This window comes from Burkholderia sp. AU19243, assembly GCF_018148075.1.
Lineage (GTDB): Bacteria > Pseudomonadota > Gammaproteobacteria > Burkholderiales > Burkholderiaceae > Burkholderia > Burkholderia latens_A.
On the sequence record NZ_JAGSTV010000003.1, the window covers coordinates 543,219 to 559,466 of the forward strand.

Below are 16,248 nucleotides of genomic sequence, written 5' to 3' on the forward strand. Positions count from 1 at the left end.
GCCGTACTTCCCGCGCCTGCTCTTCAGGCGACCGCGCGGCCGCCCGTCATCGCGGCGACACGCGTGAGGAAATGCTCGCCGTCGCGCCGCCCGAGGTCGTACGCATGCTGCATCTGCGACGGACTCGTGTAATCCCAGCTCGAAATCGGCACCTTGCTCGACGGCTGTACGTAGAGCCGCCGCTGGTCGCCATGCGCGACCGTGAACATCTGTGGACGCGGATACAGCCGCGTGACGAGCACCAGCACGTCGCCGGGCGACGGATCGAGCGCGCCGACCGGCACGTTGTCGACCATCCCGCCGTCGAGCACCGGCCGGCCGCCGCGCCGCAGCACCGGGGTGAACGGTGGCGTGCAGGACGACTGCAGGATCAGGTCGGCGAGTTCGTCGACGTTCGCGCAGGCCTGCGCGCGCACGAACTCCGGCCGAAAGCCGAGCGTGCGCCCGAGCGTCGGGTGCAGCGTCTTGCGCAGGTACTTTTCGATGTTGTACGCGACGAGGCCCGCGGCGACCGCGCTGCGCGCACCGAGCCAGCGCGGCACGTGCGATACGCCGATACGGATCTCCGGCGCATCCGCGAGCCGCGCGAACGGCTCGCCGTAGATGTCGAGCAATGCCTGGCGGTAGATCCGGTAATGCGGAAACACCGGCTCGCGCCCGAACAGGTTGCGCCAGTACGCGTTCTTGCGGTTGTGGCGCAGCGCTTCCTCGTAGTAGCGCATCACCCACGCAGCGTCGCGCGTATACAGCATGCATGCAGTCGCCGCGCCGGCCGAGATGCCGGCGATCACGCGCGGGCGCAAGCCGAGCGCCGGTTGCGCGACGTCCCAGAAGCCGGCCTGCCACCAGCAACGATTGCCGCCGCCCGCGAAGACGATCTGGTCGAACATCGCGCCGCTCAGCTGACGAGCGCGTACGTCGACGTCGCGTGCACGGCCATTTTGCCGTCCTCGTCGAACAATTCGACTTCGCCGAACACGAGATTGCGACCCATCCGCAGCACGCGCGCGGTGACGAGCACGTCGCCCTTGCGCACCGGGCGCATGAAGTTGGTGTTCAGCGACACGGTCGTCATCGGCCGGAATTCGCCGAGCGCGACCGAGATCGCGACAACCATCGCGGTGTCGGCTGCGGCCGTGAACACCTGGCCGCAGATGATGCCGCCCGAATGACGGAATTCGCCGGAAAACGGCAGGCGCATCGTGACGCTGTCGTCGCCGATCGATACGGGGACCAGACCCAGCGAGCGGACCCACGGGGCCAGCAGGCGATCCAGCAATTCGCGGACTGCGTTTTCGTCCATCTTCGAATGCCCTGAAAGCGTTGCGCGACCGCCGCGCAACAGTTGGTCGTCATCATACCGGGAGCGGGCCAACTGCGATCGCTCGTTATCCCGCCGGCGGCGGCACATGCCGCGACAAAATATTTTGACGGAATTTGCAGAAAAGGCTTGCCAAGGCCGAAATACCCGTGCATAATCTTTCTTCTGTTGGGGGCGTTAGCTCAGTTGGTAGAGCAGCGGACTCTTAATCCGTAGGTCGAGTGTTCGAGTCACTCACGCCCCACCAGGAATTTCGAAGGCCGGTCAGCGCAAGCTGACCGGCCTTTTTCATTTCCGCCGCGTCCCCGCCCTCTGCCCGCACCACGGTAGCCCGTCAGTTCAATCCCTCGCGCGCGCACTTTCCGCTAGAATCGTCCGATAAATATCACACGACCGACACGTGATCGCCGCATCGCGAGCCGGCACTGAGAGAGCATGGGACGTCATACATGGAATCATGTGAGCGAGACGCGACCATTGAGAGGGCATGGTCACGCCGACAGCGGCGCGCACGTCACGCCGCGCCACCCACCCGATCGCATCCGGATTCATCGCACCACGCGCGCAGCGGATCCGCCCATGCTGCGTAAGGACGCACTCGTCGCCTTTGCGCTCGGCATTGCGCTGCTCGTCGTCGCAGTTGGGCTCGCCGTCATCGGAACCGCCGCTTCGGGCAACCTCATCCGCGCACCGGGCACGGTCGTGCGCATCGTGCAGGACAGCGACGCGATGCGCGCGTACCGCCCGATCGTTGCTTACCTCGGGAACGATGGCCGGCGCCGTGAAGTCGTCGGCAATACTGCATCGCTGGTTCCGGCTTACGACATCGGCGAAAGCGTCGACGTACTGATCGATCCCGATCATCCGAACCGTCCTGCGCTGGTCGACGATTTCGCACAACGCTGGCTTCCCGTAGCGGTGCCGGCGCTGCTCGCGGTCGCGTCGCTCGCGATCGGCAGCCTGCTGTACGTGAGCGAGCGGCGCAGTCGTCACGGCAGCGCGCCATCGGCCGCGCCTACCGGCAACATGGCACCGCGCCGCTGGAACATCGCGGTTGCGCTGATTCCGATCGCGATCGGCACCGGCTTGCTGGCCGGTGCCGGCGCAGCCGGCCTGCGCGAATGGCAGATCGCCCGTCAATACGCGCACTCGACAGGTCACGTCGTCGAGATCGCGGAAACCCCACGCTCGCCCCACACCTCCGCGTCGCTTTATTCGGCGATTGTCGCGTTCACGACCGACAGCGGCCGCACGATCCGTTTCACGCAAGGGTCGGCGTCGTCGCGCCCCACGCTGTACGAAGGCGAGATCGTGAACGTGCTGTACGACCCCGTCACACCGGAGCGCGCCGTCATCGACCAGTTCTGGGAGCGCTGGGGGCTCACCGCGATCCTGTTCGCGATCGGCGCGCCGCTCCTCGTCGCCGGACTGTTCGTCGCCGGCGCGCTGTGGCCCGAGAATCGACCGCACGAACTCCCCGAATGATGCACGTGGTGTGCCGCTTGCCCGTCATCGCTCCCTGAACGCTTCGGCCTTCGCGCGGTTCCCGCACGTGCGCATGTCGCACCAGCGCCGTCCGACGCCGCGACCGCGATCCACGAAAAACCACGTGCAGCGGCCGCACTGCCGAATGCGCGCGAAATCGTCGCTGCGCAGCAGCTGCTCGAATCCGAGCGCGGCCGCATCGATCCAGCGCGACGCCGCGCGCGCATCGGGCCGCCACGCAAAGCGGCCATCGATCGCGTCGAACGTGCTGCGTCCGATCGCATCGCGAATCGCCATCGAAAGCCGATCGGCCGCGCGCGCACCGGCGCTGCCGCCGCCGGCCGTCAGGTGCGCAAGCGCCGCATGCGCATCCTCGCGAAAGCGACGCAATTCGACCAGTTCGTTTGCGCCGTCCTGTCGTGGACGACGCAGAAACCGCGTGAGGTCGGCCTGCCCCAGCAATCCCGACTTCCCGGCCCACGCACGCACGGCCTGCCAGTCGACGAGCTTCTCGTCGTCGCGCGTCTTCCCCGTATCGGCGACCGTGTTCAGGAAGTCCAGCGCCGGATGGCCGCCAATGAAATCCGCCGCGCCCCAGCTGTGTGCCGGCCGCGCAGACTCGCGTCGAGTAACCATTTATTCGATCCAATAGGTTTCATGTCCGGGCAAACCGGCGTAACCTGTTAACGACCAAAACAGGTTATCACGGAGGCAGCGATGCTGGAGCTAGCCAACCGCTTCATTTTCGAAGGTCACCGGATCGCATGGGGCACGCTCGGTGAAGGGCCGCCGCTCGTGCTCGTGCACGGCACGCCGTTTTCGTCGCAGGTGTGGCGGCGGATCGCGCCGTGGCTCGCCCGGCGCCATCGCGTGTTCTTCTACGACCTGCTTGGCTATGGCCAGTCCGACATGCCCGACGCGGATGTATCGCTCGGCCGGCAGAACGCGCTGTTCGGCGCGCTGCTCGCCGAATGGAAGCTGTCGCGCCCGCGCGTGCTTGCGCACGACTACGGCGGCGCGACGGTGCTGCGCGCGCATTTCCTCGACGGCGTCGCGTATTCCGACCTGACGCTCGTGAACCCGGTCGCGATCGCGCCGCAAGGCTCGCCGTTCGTGCGGCACGTCGCGCAGCACGAAGCCGCGTTCGCCGGCTTGCCGGCCTATGCGCATCACGCGCTGGTGTCGGCCTATATCGGTAACGCGGTCGCACGGCCGTTGGGCGACGACGTGCTGTCGATCTACCGTTCCCCGTGGCTTACACCGAGCGGTCAGGCGGCGTTCTACCGCCAGATCGCGCAAATGCGCCAGCGCTACATCGAAGAAGCCGAGGCCCGCTATGCGTCGCCGGATTTTCCGGTGCGCATCGTGTGGGGCGACGAAGATGCGTGGATTCCGCTCGAACAGGGGCAGGCACTTGCCGACCGGATCGCCGGCGGCAAGCTGATCCGTGTGCCGCGTGCGGGACACCTCGTTCAGGAAGATGCGCCGGAAGCGATCGTCGCCGCGGTGCTCGACGCGCACGCGCCACGTTAATCGGCGGCGACTCCGTGCAGCGTCGCGCGTCAGCACGGCGGTACGCGCTGTCACCACGATCACCGCGATCGACGGATACATGTACTAGCTGAAGGCGCGCCGCCAGCGTCCGGCGAGCGACGCATCCTTGCGTGCGTGCTCGCGGCACGCCCTGCAAGGCGACTCGCCGACGGCGCACGCCATCGCGCTGCCGTACCCGCGCGGACCGGCTGCCGCATTCAACGCGCCTACTTCGGCAGCGCCGGGATCATCCACGTCAGCACGTGCTGTTGCAGGAACACGAGCACGCCGAGCAGCAGCGTGAGGATCACGCTGTGCCAGAAGGTGCGCGCGAACACGACGCCTTCCTGCCCCTTCAGGTCGGTCGTCGACACGCCGGTCGCGATGTTCTGCGGCGAGATCATCTTCCCCATCACGCCGCCCGACGAGTTCGTCGCGGCCATCAGCACCGGATCGAGGCCGAGCTGCCGCGCGGCGACGACCTGCAGGTTGCCGAACAATGCGTTGCCGGAGGTATCGCTGCCGGACAGGAACACCGCGATCCAGCCGAGCGACGCCGACACGAGCGGGAACAGCGCGCCGGTCGACGCGACGCCGGTACCGAGCGTATAGCTGATGCCCGAGTAATTCAGCAGGTAAGCGAGTCCGACGATCATCATCACGGTGACGATCGCGATCCACGTCTGCCGCCACGTCTTGACTACACATTCGAAGAACGCGCCGATGCCGGTGCGCGTGAGCACGGCCGTGATGATCGCCGACACGAGGATCGCGGTGCCGGTGCCGAGCGGCTGGAAGTCCCAGATTGCCGCATACGGCTTGTGATACAGCGACACGAACACCGCGTTGTGCAGCCCCGGCCACTTGATCTTCACGTCGCCGATCGCCGCGATGTTCGCGTGCACCCAGACGATCACGACCACCGACACGACGAGCCAGGGCAGCCAGCCGCCAAAGCCGGCGCGTGCGGCGCCGGCGGTCGCGGGCACACTGCGCGCGAGCGCGTACTGCGGGTCGGGATGCGGCTTCCACAACTGCAGGAAGCCGATCGTGACGATCAGCGAACTCAGCGACGAGAACACGTCGGTGAGCTGGTAGCCGAGGAAGTTCGACGTGACGAATTGCGCGATCGCGAAGCTGCCGCCGGACACCAGCAGCGCGGGCCACAGCTTCGCGATCGAGCGCAGGCCGCCGTACGCGCCGACCACGTAGAACGGCAGCAGCAGCGCGAAGAACGGCAGTTGCCGGCCGACCATCGCGCCGAGCGTCGCGGGCGGCAGCGACGTGACCGCGCCGAGCACGGTGATCGGCACGCCGAGCGCACCGAACGCGACCGGGGCGGTGTTGAACAGCAGCGTGTACGTGAGCGCGTCGAGCGCGGGGAAGCCGAGCGCGATCAACAGCGCGCTGGTGATTGCAACCGGCGTGCCGAAGCCCGAGATCCCTTCGAGCAGGCAGCCGAACGAGAACGCGACGACGAGCAGCACGAGGCGGCGATCGTCGGGCAAATGGTCGAGCATCCACTGCCGGAATTGGTCGAAGCGGCCCGACTTCACCGCGATGTTGTACAGCAGCAACGCGTTGAACACGATCCACATCACCGGCACGACCGCGAGCGCCATGCCGGCGCCGACCGCGTTGAACGCGAGGCCGGCCGGCATACCCCACGCGCCGATCGCGACCGCGAGCCCGGCAACCAGGCCGGCGAGCGACGCCTGCCACGCTGGCCGTCGCAGCACGCCGAGCGCGATCAGCGCGACCGCGATCGGAATCACCGCGACAAGAAATGACAGGAACAGCGAGTTGGCGACGGGCGTCAACGGCTGCGCGAACAGGATGCCGGGCGGCATGGCTGCGGTGGGATTCATCGTGTGTCGTGTCTCCGATCCAGGTCCGAATGTGCGTTCCACGGCCGCGACGCTGGTCCGACGCTTGCGCGTGCAACCATGCCCGCAGCGCCGACCGAGCGGTCGCTTAAACGAGGTTAGGAGGCGTGTCGCGCTTGTACAAGGAGGGCAAGCCCGATGCGCGCAGTGCCGATACACGGCGTTCGCCGCACGATGGACGCAGGCTGGCGGCCAGCGGGCGCGCGTGTCAGGAAAGGCACAGGCGCAATGTTGCGCAGCGGGCAAAGGAGCCTGACGGCACGCGGGGTATTTCGTTTGGCGTCCGAAGCCTAGACTCGCTGCATCGATTCCGGTGGCGCCGATGCGCTGGCGGAGCCGGAATCATCACGGAGCCAACACGATGAAAACCATGAAACCGGCAGCGTGCGCGTTGCTGCTGATCGGCTCGGCCGTCACCGCGCAAGCCGAGGCCGCGTCGACGCTGACGCGTGCGGAAGTCCGCCACGAACTCGCGGAGCTACAGGCCGCCGGCTACCGGGCGAACCTGGCGAGCGGTCCCGACTTCCCGGAGAACATGCAACGGATCATGCAGCGCGCCGCGCAGGCGCGCGGCGATGCGGCCGGCTACGGCAGCGCAGGCGATGCGAAGATGGAATCGGGGAAGCCGGCACTGCCGCACGCGATCGATCGCGACACGTACGCGCATCACTGAAGCGCGCCCGCAGCCGGCAAGCCCGCCGCGCGACGCGCAGGGGCGATCACACGCTGAAGCGGTTCAGCGTATAGGCGCGATAGGCCGCGACGAATGCGTCGAACGATCCTGCCTCCTTCGCTTCGAGCTCGGCCTGCTCGGCCAGCGACTTCGCCGCGAGCGCCTGCTCGGCGCGCATCGTCTCCGCCGACGGCGGGTTCGCACGGAAGTGCGCGGCATGCGCTTCACTGTGCGCCCGCGCAAACGCGAGGAACGACTGGCCGTTCTCGCGCATCGTGCGCAGCACGCGCGCCGACGGCGTACGCTCGGGATCGGCGAGCTTCTCGCGCTGCGCGGCAATCGCGCGTGCATGCTCGTCGCCGCCGCGAATCTCGTCGAGCCGGCGCCCGACGGTTTCGATATCGGTCATCAGGTCGTCGGCCCATGCCTGAAGCGTGACCGGCTGGCCATCGCGCATCAGCGTGAGGCCCGGCTTGCGGCCCTCCATCGTCACGCTGCCGAAGTTCGCATTCGCTTCCTTGTACCCGTCGCAGTCGAGCGCGGGGCTCTCGTCGAGCGCGCATGCAAGCAGGAACGCATCGATGAAGCGCGCGGTCTCGAGTGCGATGCCGGTCGGCTCGAACGGATCGATGTCGAGGCAGCGCACTTCGATGTACTGGACGCCGCGCGACGCGAGCGCATGCAGCGGACGCTCGCCCGAATACGTGATGCGCTTCGGCCGGATCGTCGAGTAGAACTCGTTCTCGATCTGCAGCACGTTCGTGTTGATCTGGATCCACTCGCCGTCGCGATGCGTGCCGATCGCCTCGTACGGCGGATACGGCTCGCTCACCGCCTTCGACAACGCGTCGAGATAGCCCGGCAGCGTGTTGTAGTCGACCTGCAGCGCCGCTTGCGCGGTCGTGTTCGAGTAACCGAGGTCGCTCATCCGCAGGCTCGTCGCATACGGCAGGTACAGCGTATCGGCATCGAACGCGTCGAGCTTGTGCGGTTTGCCGCGCAGGAATTTCGTATCGAGCGCCGGCGATGCGCCGAACAGGTACATCAACAGCCAGCTGCGGCGGCGGAAGTTGCGGATCTGCGCGAGATAGCGTTCCGATTGATAGTCGACGAGCGTGGCCGTCGAGCCCTCTTCCGCGTGCAGGCGCCGCCACACTTCCTCGTGCAGCGAATAGTTGTAGTGGATCCCGGCGATGCACTGCATCGTGCGGCCGTAGCGATACGCCAGGCCGCGCCGGTACACCGTCTTCAGGCGGCCGATGTTCGACGTGCCGTAGTCCGCGATCGGGATTTCGTCGTCGGCCGGCAGCAGGCCCGGCATCGAGTCGTTCCACAGCATCTCGTCGCCGAGCGACGCGTACACGTAGCGATGCAGATCGTCGAGGCGTTCGAGCGTGATCGAAGCGTCGGCTTCGGCCGGCGTGATCAGTTCGATCAGCGCTTCGGAATAGTCGGTCGTCAACGACGGATGCGTGAGTGCCGAACCGAGCGCGCGCGGATGCGGCGTAAACGCGATCATCCCGTCGCGCGTCACGCGCAGGCTTTCCTTTTCGATGCCGCGCAGGCCGTCGGGCAGATGCTGCCGCGTCGGGCCCGAGCTCAGCGCTTCGAGACGATTCAGCAGCAGTTCGGACTGGCGGTGAGTCATGGTGTTCGACATGGAGACGCAAGTGCGTGACGGCCGCGCGCAAAACGCCGCGCGCGGCCGGCTGGATTATTGGTCGCTTCGTTGGTAGCGGGCACTTTAACATCTCGCCGAAACGCGCGCTTGAGGTGGCTCCGCACCGCGCGCGCCGGCCGCGGCGGGCCGCCGGGCGGCCTGCCGAGCGGATCGATGGCGGCGATCGCCGCGTGCGCAGCCGGCGACGGTCGGCCACGACGGACGCGCGATGCGCGTGCATTCGTCGGAAGGAACATCGACGACTGGCGGCGCTGCGCACGCAGGTGCAACCCGCGCCCCGTCAGCCGCGAACCGCGCGCGCCAGCCGGATGGGAACGGCTGCCGACGTCGAACCCGGCCGATCGCGATCACGCGTTGCAACCGTGAGGACCACCGACCGATCGCCGCCGCACGGAGCGGCCGACGGCGTACGTGGCGACCGCGCGGTTGCCGTGCCGGCGGCCGCTGCAGGCGTCATCCGCCGCGCGCGCCGCCGGCCCGGTCCGCGACGTCGTTCCACAGATGCAGCGCGGCGTACGCGCGCCACGGCCGCCAGCCGTCGGTGCGGCGCTTCTGGCTCGCGAGGCGGTCGAGCGACGGATCGCGCGCGGCGATCGACTGCATCAGCACGAGGTCCGACGCCGGCCATGCGTCGGGGTCGCGCCACGCGCGCATCGCGATGTATTCGACGGTCCACGGGCCGATGCCGGGCAGGTCGAGCCACGCGCGGCGCAGCGTGTCGAGATCGGCGTGCGCGGGGTCGAGCGGCACGTGGCCGGCCGCGACCGCACGCGCCATGCCCGTCAGCGCCGCGGCCCGCTTGCCGGGCATCCCGATCTTCTCCAGATCGCATGCGGCGAGCGCGTCCGGCGCCGGAAAGCGCCATGCGGGCGCGCCGTCCGGCGCCGGCATCCGGTCATCGTGCATGACGCGCTCGCCGGCCCGCTGGACGAGCCGGCCGACGATCGTCGTCGCGGCCTTCACGCTCACCTGCTGACCGACGATCGCGCGCACCGCGAGTTCGAACCCCGACCATGCGCCCGGCACGCGCAGCCCCGGCGCGGCCGCCACGAGCGGCGCGAACCACGGATCGCGCGCAAGGCCGCCGCCGATCGCGGCCGGGTCGGCGCCGAGGTCGAACATCGACGCGACGCGGTGCGCGAACGCGTCGTCGACGTGGCGTGCGGCCGCCCCGTCGATCGTTGCGATCAGCGCATGCCGGCGCGGATGCTTCGTGACCGTGAGCCGGCCCGCGTCGCCATGCAGATCGATGATCCGGCGATACGCGCCGTCCACGACCTGCTCGACACCCGGAATCGCCCGCCCGCTGAAAAAGCGCAACACGCGTGCCCAGTCGTACGGCGCCTTGAAGCGCAGTTCCATCTGCGCGGACGGCGGCACCTGGCCGCCCTCCGCGATCGACGCAATCGTGGTTGTTTCGATGCTCAAACTGCGTCGCCCTCCGCAACGGCTTCGGTTTCATCGTCGCGCAGATGACGCGCCTCGGACGCGAGCAGCGTCGCCTTGCGCCGCACGCCCCAGCGGTAGCCGGCAAGCGCGCCGCCCTTCTGCACGACCCGATGGCAAGGGATCGCGAGCGCGACCGGGTTCGACGCGCACGCCGATGCGACGGCCCGCACCGCGTGCGGCGAGCCGAGCGCCGCGGCGATCTCCGAATAGCTGCGCGTTTCGCCGTACGGGATGCGCGTCAGCGCTTCCCACACGCGCTGCTGGAATGCGGTCGGGGCGATGTCGAGCGGCAGGTCGAACGCGTGCCGCGTGCCGTCCAGGTAAGCGCGGATCTGCGCGATGAAAGGCGCGAGCCGCGACGGCGATTCGACGCGCTCGGCGCGCGCGAACGCATCGTTCAGCTCGGCGACGAGCGACGCCGGTTCGTCGCCGAACGCGATCCGGCAGATGCCCTGTTCGGTTGCGGCGACGAGCACCGTGCCGAGCGGAGTCGACGCGGTCGCAAAGTCGATCCGCAATCCCGCGCCCTGCCGGCGGAATGCGGACGGCGCCATCCCGAGCTCGCGCGGCACCGACGCATAAAGCCGCGACGGCGAGTTGAAGCCCGCGTCGGCGGCCGCGCGGGTCACCGGCTGTCCGCTCTGCAGCGCATCGCGCAGTAGGGCGCCGCGCTGCGCGGCCTGGTACTGCCGCGGCGACACGCCGACCACCCGCTTGAACAGCCGTTGCAGATGGAACGGACTCACGTGCACCGCGTCGCTCAGCTGCTGCAGCGTAAGCCGCTCCGGATGCGCGTCCAGCACCGCGCACGCGCGCTCGACGATCTCGAGCTCGCGCGGCAGCCCTTCGGGCTGGCAGCGCTTGCACGGGCGGAAGCCGGCTGCGCGCGCGTGGGCCGGATTGGCAAAGAATGAGACGTGCTCGCGCCGCGGCAGCCGCGACGCGCAGCTCGGGCGGCAGAACACACCGGTGGTGCGCACCGCATAGAAGAACGCGCCGTCCGCATGCGGATCGCGGGTGGTCACGGCGCCCCAGCGGGCATCGTCGGTCGGGTAGGCGGTTTTCATCTGTACCTCGCACACTCTAGTGTAGATGGTGCCTACTCTAGACACCGGCATGCACCGTCGCGCGCCGGATCTTGCTCTGTCATTCGCGAAGGAAAAAACGGGGCCACATAAAACCCGGTCGATCGGTCGAAAAACGGTACGCTCGCTGCTTCGGCGTGTTTATCGTCATCATCACGTCATCGTTTTGTTGCACTGCAGCTGCGACAAATCGCCGTCCTGACGATTTTTTACACTCGGAATATTGCAACGCACCATCGCCGTGTGTATAGTTGGAACTGTCTCCTCCATGTCTCCTCCTGATATGGATTAAGCCCGTTCCGCTCTGCGTGAACGGGCTTTTTTTCGTCCGTCTCCCGCGTCACCGGCCGACGCGCGTCGCCGGTGCGGTCTACACTCGGTGCACGCCCACCGCGAACGGAGTGCCAGCCCATGAAACCGACCATCCGCGCGATCGATCACGTCGTGCTGCGCGTGACCGACATGGCTGCGATGACGCGCTTTTACTGCGACGCCGTCGGCTGCCACGTGGAGAAGGAACAGCCGGACCTCGGCCTCGTCCAGTTGCGCGCAGGCGACGCGCTGATCGATTTGCTGGCGGTCGGCGGCCCGATCGACCGCCCCGACAGCGGGCCGCCCGGCACCGGCCGCAATCTCGACCATTTGTGCCTGCGCGCCGAGCCGTTCGACGTCGACGCGCTGACCCGGCATTTCGCCGCGCATGGCGCGCGCCCCGCCGCGCCGGCCGAGCGCTACGGCGCCGGCGGCTATGGCCCGTCGATCTATCTGTTCGATCCCGAGGGAAACATGCTGGAGTTCAAGGGGCCGCCTGCGCCGCCCGGCTGAGCGCCGCCCGTCACGCGTCGGCGCGCGGCTTCAGCACCGTCCATTCGACCGCGACCGGATCGTGGTCGGCGCTCGAGATCCACGCAGCGCCATCCTGTACCGTGCACTGCAGGCGCATCGTGCGCTCGGCCAGACGGCCGAGCGCGGCCGCGACGCCGTCGGCCAGCGACAGCACCTGCACGTTGCGCAGCCGCTCCACCTTGCTGCGCACGCCTTGCCACCAGATATCCGAAGTCTTGCCGCCGTACGCGATCACCGTGACCTGGCCCGCGCGTCCGGCGGCCTTCGAGATACGCCGTTCGTCGGGCTGCCCGGCCTCGATCCACACGTCGATCGCGCCCGTCAGGTCTTTCTGCCACAAATCCGGTTCGTCGACGTCCGACAGCCCCTTGCAGAATTCGAGACGCTCGTGCGCGAACAGCGCGAACGCGACGATACGTACCATCATCCGGTCGTCGGTTTCCGACGGATGACGAGCGACCGTCAACGTGTGATCGGCGTAATAGTGCCGATCCATGTCGGCGATTTGCAGCTCGGCTTTGTAGATCGTGGATTTCAGCGCCATGCGTATACGGCCCGGGCGGGCATTCGGTTCGGTCGGGCCGTGATGATACCGAATGCGCGCCGCCCGGCGCGTGCGGGGCGCTCCACAGCGCTACGGCCCGGCGTCAGCCGGGCCGTATTCAGGCCGCGCTGCCGGCGTGCGGCGCCGGCGCGCGGATGCGAGAGGCGTGCGCGTTACTGCTTGACGAAGCGCGAATCGGTCCAGAGACCCTGCTGGTCGCTGTTGTCGGCGCTGACGAACTGGACGTCGCCCTGATCGACCGACACCACGCGGAAGCGCTGGCCTTCCGGCACCGACAGGCAACGGAAGTCGTCGAAATACTGCTGCTTCGCCTGCGACTTGCCGTCACGCTCGTGGCTCAGTACGGAGTCCAAATTGTCTTTCGACAGGCAGCCCCATGCGTTCTTCGTCAGCTGGATTTCCTGCTTCGGCTTCACGGCCGCATCACCGCCTGCCTGAGCGATCGACACCGCGCAAAATGCACCGACAAGGGCAAAAAGGACACCGGTTCGCTTCATCATGTTCTGTCTCCATGCTTGCGGGCGCCAGGCTGGGTTAGCTATGTGTTTAAAGGTGATCGTGAACCCGCGTTTTTCACTTTAGAAGACCGGCAAGCAATATCAAGCACATTTGTTGTGCTATCGCAATAGCGGCGAATTGTCGCACCCCGCACGCGGCGCGTTTTTCCGATGCGACGCCGGCCGAGCGCGCGCCGGAATTGAACGGAACGAATCGCGCCGCCGTGCGTCGCTCGTTACCGGACAAGGCTTTCAGCGAAGTTACGGAACGAGCGGTGAACGGTTTGGATAATTCACTTCAATATCGAGATGCTTTTGATGCATCGCACATAAAGTCATCCAAAAACGATATGAATTTACCGCAGCGCGGCAACGGAATTACCTGATACAAGAAAAATGCCAGGTATAAGCGCGTTCGTATTTACCCGCATTTCCGGCAGGACGTCGAACGCTGCAGCGGCGCGGCCGTGCAGCGCGTTTACCCGCGGTTTTTACCTGGCGTGGGTCAAGCGGATTCTGCGCGCTTGAAATAATCGCGCTGGAAGATGCACATCCGATAAGCGTTGTGATACGCGCCGTTTCCGAAAAATTCTTCCTTCAATTCGGCCTCGTGCTGGAATCCGCATTTCTCGTACACGTGGATCGCTGCCGCATTCGACGTATCGACGATCAGATACAGCTTGCGCATGTTCAGGACCTTGAACGCGTATTCGATCGCGAGACGCGTCGCCTGACCCGCGTAGCCGCGCCCCTGGCATTGCGGCGCGATGATGATCTGGAATTCGCCGCGGCGGTGGATGTAGTCGAGCTCGATCAGTTCGACGAGACCGACGAGTTGGTCCTGCGCATCGACCGCGACGAAGCGGCGCTCGCGCTGGTCATGCACGTGCCGGTCATACAGTTGCGACAGCTCGGAGAAGGTTTCGTACGGCTCCTCGAACCAGTAGCGCATGATTTTTGCGTCGTTGTTCAACTCGTGGACGAAGCGCAGGTCCTGGCGCTCCAGCGGCCGCAATGCAAGCGTATGCGTATCGTTCTGGAGTTGCATGTTCGTGTCCTTTTTCTGTCGTTTTCGAGGCCCGCGTGTGCACCGCGGATGCGTCGCAAGAAGTTTGAACGCGGGCGGAGTTCAGAGCCTAGAATGGGAGCAAGGGTTCCCGCCACCGCAAGGAGGCTATCGTGATCGAGCAAGTGATACTCGGCATCTTCCTCGTACTGCCACTCGTGATCGTGGCCGCACTGTTCTCCGACGAACTGTGGCAGGAACATCGGCGGCAGCATCCGCGCGACGAAAACGCCCCGCATATCGACTGGAAGCATCCGTGGCGTCGGGTCCGGCGCGGCCATTGACGGAGCCGACCACCGTACCCGCGACCCGCGCACGGACGTGCCGCCGCGCGCTGCCACCGCCTTCCGCTCCGAACCGATTCCCGCTCAACCAGCGAGACGCCGACGTGAACGACAAACCTATCCTCCCTGCCCACGATGTCCCCGGCGAAGCGATCGACCTGCAGATCGCCGACGTGCTTGCTGCGGTCCGCTATCCGGCGAACAAGGATGCGATCGTCGACGCCGCGCGCGACGCCGGCGCGAGCAACGAAGTGCTGTCGATGCTCGACGGCCTGCCGGAACAGGACTACGCGGACGTCGACGCCGTCACGCGCTGGGTTGCCGGCAACTTCGGTCCTGGTCTGAGCATTTGAGCGACATTCGATAACAGGATAGGATCGGGCCGCACGGTCGCGTGGCGGCCGGATGCATGCTGCCCGGCGCCAAGACCGGGCGTTTCCGCACGAGAGCGTCGGGGGAATCGATGGAAGGCATCCTGATCCAGCACACGACGCGCCGTCAGCTGTGGTTCGGCGCGCTGACGGCGCTCGTCATCGTGCTCGCCCTCGGCATCGCCGTGCCGCACGCGAACGTGGCGCTGCCGGCCGTCGAACCGTTCATGCCGATGTGCGCGCTGACCGTGTTCACCACCGCGAGCATCGCGGCGTTCTTCCTCGGCGCGCAGTTCACCGTCACGCGCCAGCCCGTGCTTGGTGCACTCGGCGGCGCTTATGCGTTCACGGCGCTCGCCGTGGCGCTGCAGTTGCTCACCTTTCCCGGCGTGTTCGCGCCGCACGGCCTGCTTGGCGCGCGGCCGCAGAGCGCCGCGTGGATGTGGGTGTTCTGGCATGCCGGCTTTCCGTGCTTCGTGATGGCCGCGCTGTTCGCGCGCGAACGGCTCACGCGGGCACCCGTCAGTGCTGCGCAAACGCGCTGGTGGGCGATCGTGCTGGTCGGCGGCCCGGCTGCCGCGGCGGCGCTGCTGTGCGTGTTTGCGCTGAACGTTGCGTTGCCACCCGCGTTCCATCCGCCGGCCGATGCGGCCATGCTGCCCGTCAACGGGATTGCGCTCGTCGTGTGGATTCTCAATGCGCTTGCGCTGGTGGCGGTGCTGGCCGCGGGCCGGCTGCGCACGACGCTCGATTTGTGGCTCGCGATCGCGGTGCTTGCGTGTCTCACCGACACGACACTGAACGTGCTCACCACCAACCGCTTCACGGTCGGCTGGTATCTGGCGCGCGTGTTCAGCATGTTCACGCCGGGGGTGCTGGTGTGCGTGCTTGCGTGGGAAGTGACGAAGCTGTATCGGCAGTTGTTCGACGCGCATGCGATGCTGGTGCGTTCTTCCGCGCGCGACGGGCTGACCGGCGCGTTCAACCGGAGTCACTTCAACGATCACTTTCACACGCTGTTCCTGCAGGCGCGGCGTCAGGGCGAGCCGCTGTCGCTGCTGATGGTCGACGTCGACCACTTCAAGGCCTACAACGACGCGTTCGGTCACGTAAAGGGCGATGCGTGCCTGATCGCGGTCGCGAGTGCGCTGGCCGGTGCGGTGCGACGGCCTGCGGACATCGTCGCGCGCTATGGCGGCGAGGAGTTTGCGATCGTGCTGCCGAACACCGGCGCGCGCGGCGCGCGCGTCGTCGCCGAAGAAGTGCGCGACGCCGTGTTGCGGCTCGATCTCGCGATGCCTTCATCGCCGGCGGGCCGCGTGAGCGTCAGCGTCGGCTGCGCGACGGTGTCGGCCGATGAACTGTCGACGCCCGATGCGCTGATCGAAGCCGCCGATGCCGCGCTGTATCGCGCGAAGGGTGCGGGACGCAACTGCATCGTCGCGGCCTGAAAACATCTGCGCATTGCCGAGTTGTTACGGTCATTGTGACCGGAATAATCCGCCG

17 protein-coding genes and 1 tRNA gene are annotated in these 16,248 nt (G+C 67.0%); 8 read left to right on the top strand and 10 right to left on the bottom strand.

Going from position 1 to position 16,248, the window contains the following annotated elements:
- Window positions 1-23: 23 nt before the first annotated feature.
- Together KDW55_RS08730 and KDW55_RS08735 are read right to left on the bottom strand one after the other, a co-directional pair.
- Window positions 24-890, bottom strand: a complete 867-nt coding sequence (locus KDW55_RS08730) for a patatin-like phospholipase family protein (RefSeq protein ID WP_040142564.1) — start codon at window positions 888-890, stop codon at window positions 24-26.
- A gap of 8 nt (window positions 891-898) precedes the next feature.
- Window positions 899-1,303 carry a PaaI family thioesterase gene (locus tag KDW55_RS08735; RefSeq protein ID WP_040142566.1) on the bottom strand — a complete coding sequence of 135 codons (405 nt, stop codon included), beginning with the start codon at window positions 1,301-1,303 and terminating at the stop codon, window positions 899-901.
- A 189-nt stretch (window positions 1,304-1,492) separates the two neighbouring features.
- Between KDW55_RS08735 and KDW55_RS08740 the strand changes: the two genes are divergently transcribed.
- Together KDW55_RS08740 and KDW55_RS08745 are read left to right on the top strand one after the other, a co-directional pair.
- Window positions 1,493-1,568, top strand: a tRNA-Lys gene (locus KDW55_RS08740).
- Window positions 1,569-1,756: 188 nt separating this feature from the next.
- Window positions 1,757-2,806, top strand: coding sequence for a DUF3592 domain-containing protein (locus KDW55_RS08745; RefSeq protein WP_212161800.1), 1,050 nt, complete (start codon window positions 1,757-1,759; stop codon window positions 2,804-2,806).
- Between the two features lie 24 nt (window positions 2,807-2,830).
- Here KDW55_RS08745 and KDW55_RS08750 read toward each other — a convergent pair whose 3' ends face one another.
- The gene (locus tag KDW55_RS08750; RefSeq protein ID WP_212161801.1) at window positions 2,831-3,442 is read right to left on the bottom strand and encodes a CGNR zinc finger domain-containing protein; all 612 of its coding nucleotides are present in this window, start codon (window positions 3,440-3,442) and stop codon (window positions 2,831-2,833) included.
- A gap of 81 nt (window positions 3,443-3,523) precedes the next feature.
- Between KDW55_RS08750 and KDW55_RS08755 the strand changes: the two genes are divergently transcribed.
- The gene (locus KDW55_RS08755; protein ID WP_040142572.1) at window positions 3,524-4,339 is read left to right on the top strand and encodes an alpha/beta hydrolase; all 816 of its coding nucleotides are present in this window, start codon (window positions 3,524-3,526) and stop codon (window positions 4,337-4,339) included.
- A gap of 227 nt (window positions 4,340-4,566) precedes the next feature.
- Here KDW55_RS08755 and KDW55_RS08760 read toward each other — a convergent pair whose 3' ends face one another.
- Window positions 4,567-6,207, bottom strand: a complete 1,641-nt coding sequence (locus tag KDW55_RS08760; RefSeq protein ID WP_059545650.1) for an L-lactate permease — start codon at window positions 6,205-6,207, stop codon at window positions 4,567-4,569.
- 379 nt (window positions 6,208-6,586) lie between these two features.
- Here KDW55_RS08760 and KDW55_RS08765 point away from each other — a divergent pair, with 379 nt between their 5' ends.
- Window positions 6,587-6,898: a DUF4148 domain-containing protein gene (locus KDW55_RS08765; RefSeq protein ID WP_209821219.1), complete on the top strand. Its 312-nt coding sequence runs from the start codon at window positions 6,587-6,589 to the stop codon at window positions 6,896-6,898.
- Between the two features lie 46 nt (window positions 6,899-6,944).
- On the opposite strand, the gene gshA is transcribed toward KDW55_RS08765, so the two are convergent.
- The 3 genes from gshA to ada form a co-directional block, all read right to left on the bottom strand.
- A complete protein-coding gene (gshA, locus tag KDW55_RS08770; RefSeq protein WP_040142576.1) occupies window positions 6,945-8,558 on the bottom strand; it encodes a glutamate--cysteine ligase in 1,614 nt (537 codons plus the stop codon).
- Window positions 8,559-9,032: 474 nt separating this feature from the next.
- A complete protein-coding gene (locus KDW55_RS08775; RefSeq protein WP_212161802.1) occupies window positions 9,033-10,007 on the bottom strand; it encodes an AlkA N-terminal domain-containing protein in 975 nt (324 codons plus the stop codon).
- Window positions 10,004-11,095 carry a bifunctional DNA-binding transcriptional regulator/O6-methylguanine-DNA methyltransferase Ada gene (gene ada, locus KDW55_RS08780; protein WP_212161803.1) on the bottom strand — a complete coding sequence of 364 codons (1,092 nt, stop codon included), beginning with the start codon at window positions 11,093-11,095 and terminating at the stop codon, window positions 10,004-10,006. Before ada ends, KDW55_RS08775 begins: the two co-directional genes overlap by 4 nt.
- 429 nt (window positions 11,096-11,524) lie before the next feature.
- Between ada and KDW55_RS08785 the strand changes: the two genes are divergently transcribed.
- Window positions 11,525-11,938, top strand: coding sequence for a VOC family protein (locus tag KDW55_RS08785; RefSeq protein ID WP_040142583.1), 414 nt, complete (start codon window positions 11,525-11,527; stop codon window positions 11,936-11,938).
- Window positions 11,939-11,948: 10 nt separating this feature from the next.
- Here KDW55_RS08785 and KDW55_RS08790 read toward each other — a convergent pair whose 3' ends face one another.
- The 3 genes from KDW55_RS08790 to speG form a co-directional block, all read right to left on the bottom strand.
- Window positions 11,949-12,503: a YaeQ family protein gene (locus KDW55_RS08790; RefSeq protein WP_212148434.1), complete on the bottom strand. Its 555-nt coding sequence runs from the start codon at window positions 12,501-12,503 to the stop codon at window positions 11,949-11,951.
- A gap of 173 nt (window positions 12,504-12,676) precedes the next feature.
- Window positions 12,677-13,024: a surface attachment protein Sap1 gene (locus KDW55_RS08795; protein WP_040142586.1), complete on the bottom strand. Its 348-nt coding sequence runs from the start codon at window positions 13,022-13,024 to the stop codon at window positions 12,677-12,679.
- Window positions 13,025-13,526: 502 nt separating this feature from the next.
- On the bottom strand, window positions 13,527-14,069 hold the full coding sequence (gene speG / locus KDW55_RS08800) for a spermidine N1-acetyltransferase (RefSeq protein WP_040142588.1): 543 nt from the start codon (window positions 14,067-14,069) through the stop codon (window positions 13,527-13,529).
- Window positions 14,070-14,200: 131 nt separating this feature from the next.
- On the opposite strand from speG, the gene KDW55_RS08805 reads away from it, so the two are divergent.
- From KDW55_RS08805 to KDW55_RS08815, 3 genes are all read left to right on the top strand, one after another.
- Window positions 14,201-14,371: a hypothetical protein gene (locus KDW55_RS08805; RefSeq protein WP_006489933.1), complete on the top strand. Its 171-nt coding sequence runs from the start codon at window positions 14,201-14,203 to the stop codon at window positions 14,369-14,371.
- A gap of 104 nt (window positions 14,372-14,475) precedes the next feature.
- Window positions 14,476-14,724, top strand: coding sequence for a DUF2795 domain-containing protein (locus KDW55_RS08810; protein ID WP_040142591.1), 249 nt, complete (start codon window positions 14,476-14,478; stop codon window positions 14,722-14,724).
- A 110-nt stretch (window positions 14,725-14,834) separates the two neighbouring features.
- Window positions 14,835-16,193 carry a sensor domain-containing diguanylate cyclase gene (locus tag KDW55_RS08815; protein ID WP_212161804.1) on the top strand — a complete coding sequence of 453 codons (1,359 nt, stop codon included), beginning with the start codon at window positions 14,835-14,837 and terminating at the stop codon, window positions 16,191-16,193.
- Window positions 16,194-16,248: the final 55 nt, after the last annotated feature.

Bases quoted from the DNA above. Each gene is read 5' to 3' on its own strand.
- KDW55_RS08730 (WP_040142564.1), bottom strand. From the start codon at position 890: ATGTTCGACCAGATCGTCTTCGCGGGCGGCGGCAATCGTTGCTGGTGG.
- KDW55_RS08735 (WP_040142566.1), bottom strand. From the start codon at position 1,303: ATGGACGAAAACGCAGTCCGCGAATTGCTGGATCGCCTGCTGGCCCCG.
- KDW55_RS08745 (WP_212161800.1), top strand. From the start codon at position 1,757: ATGGGACGTCATACATGGAATCATGTGAGCGAGACGCGACCATTGAGA.
- KDW55_RS08750 (WP_212161801.1), bottom strand. From the start codon at position 3,442: ATGGTTACTCGACGCGAGTCTGCGCGGCCGGCACACAGCTGGGGCGCG.
- KDW55_RS08755 (WP_040142572.1), top strand. From the start codon at position 3,524: ATGCTGGAGCTAGCCAACCGCTTCATTTTCGAAGGTCACCGGATCGCA.
- KDW55_RS08760 (WP_059545650.1), bottom strand. From the start codon at position 6,207: ATGAATCCCACCGCAGCCATGCCGCCCGGCATCCTGTTCGCGCAGCCG.
- KDW55_RS08765 (WP_209821219.1), top strand. From the start codon at position 6,587: ATGAAAACCATGAAACCGGCAGCGTGCGCGTTGCTGCTGATCGGCTCG.
- gshA (WP_040142576.1), bottom strand. From the start codon at position 8,558: ATGTCGAACACCATGACTCACCGCCAGTCCGAACTGCTGCTGAATCGT.
- ada (WP_212161803.1), bottom strand. From the start codon at position 11,095: ATGAAAACCGCCTACCCGACCGACGATGCCCGCTGGGGCGCCGTGACC.
- KDW55_RS08785 (WP_040142583.1), top strand. From the start codon at position 11,525: ATGAAACCGACCATCCGCGCGATCGATCACGTCGTGCTGCGCGTGACC.
- KDW55_RS08790 (WP_212148434.1), bottom strand. From the start codon at position 12,503: ATGGCGCTGAAATCCACGATCTACAAAGCCGAGCTGCAAATCGCCGAC.
- KDW55_RS08795 (WP_040142586.1), bottom strand. From the start codon at position 13,024: ATGATGAAGCGAACCGGTGTCCTTTTTGCCCTTGTCGGTGCATTTTGC.
- speG (WP_040142588.1), bottom strand. From the start codon at position 14,069: ATGCAACTCCAGAACGATACGCATACGCTTGCATTGCGGCCGCTGGAG.
- KDW55_RS08815 (WP_212161804.1), top strand. From the start codon at position 14,835: ATGGAAGGCATCCTGATCCAGCACACGACGCGCCGTCAGCTGTGGTTC.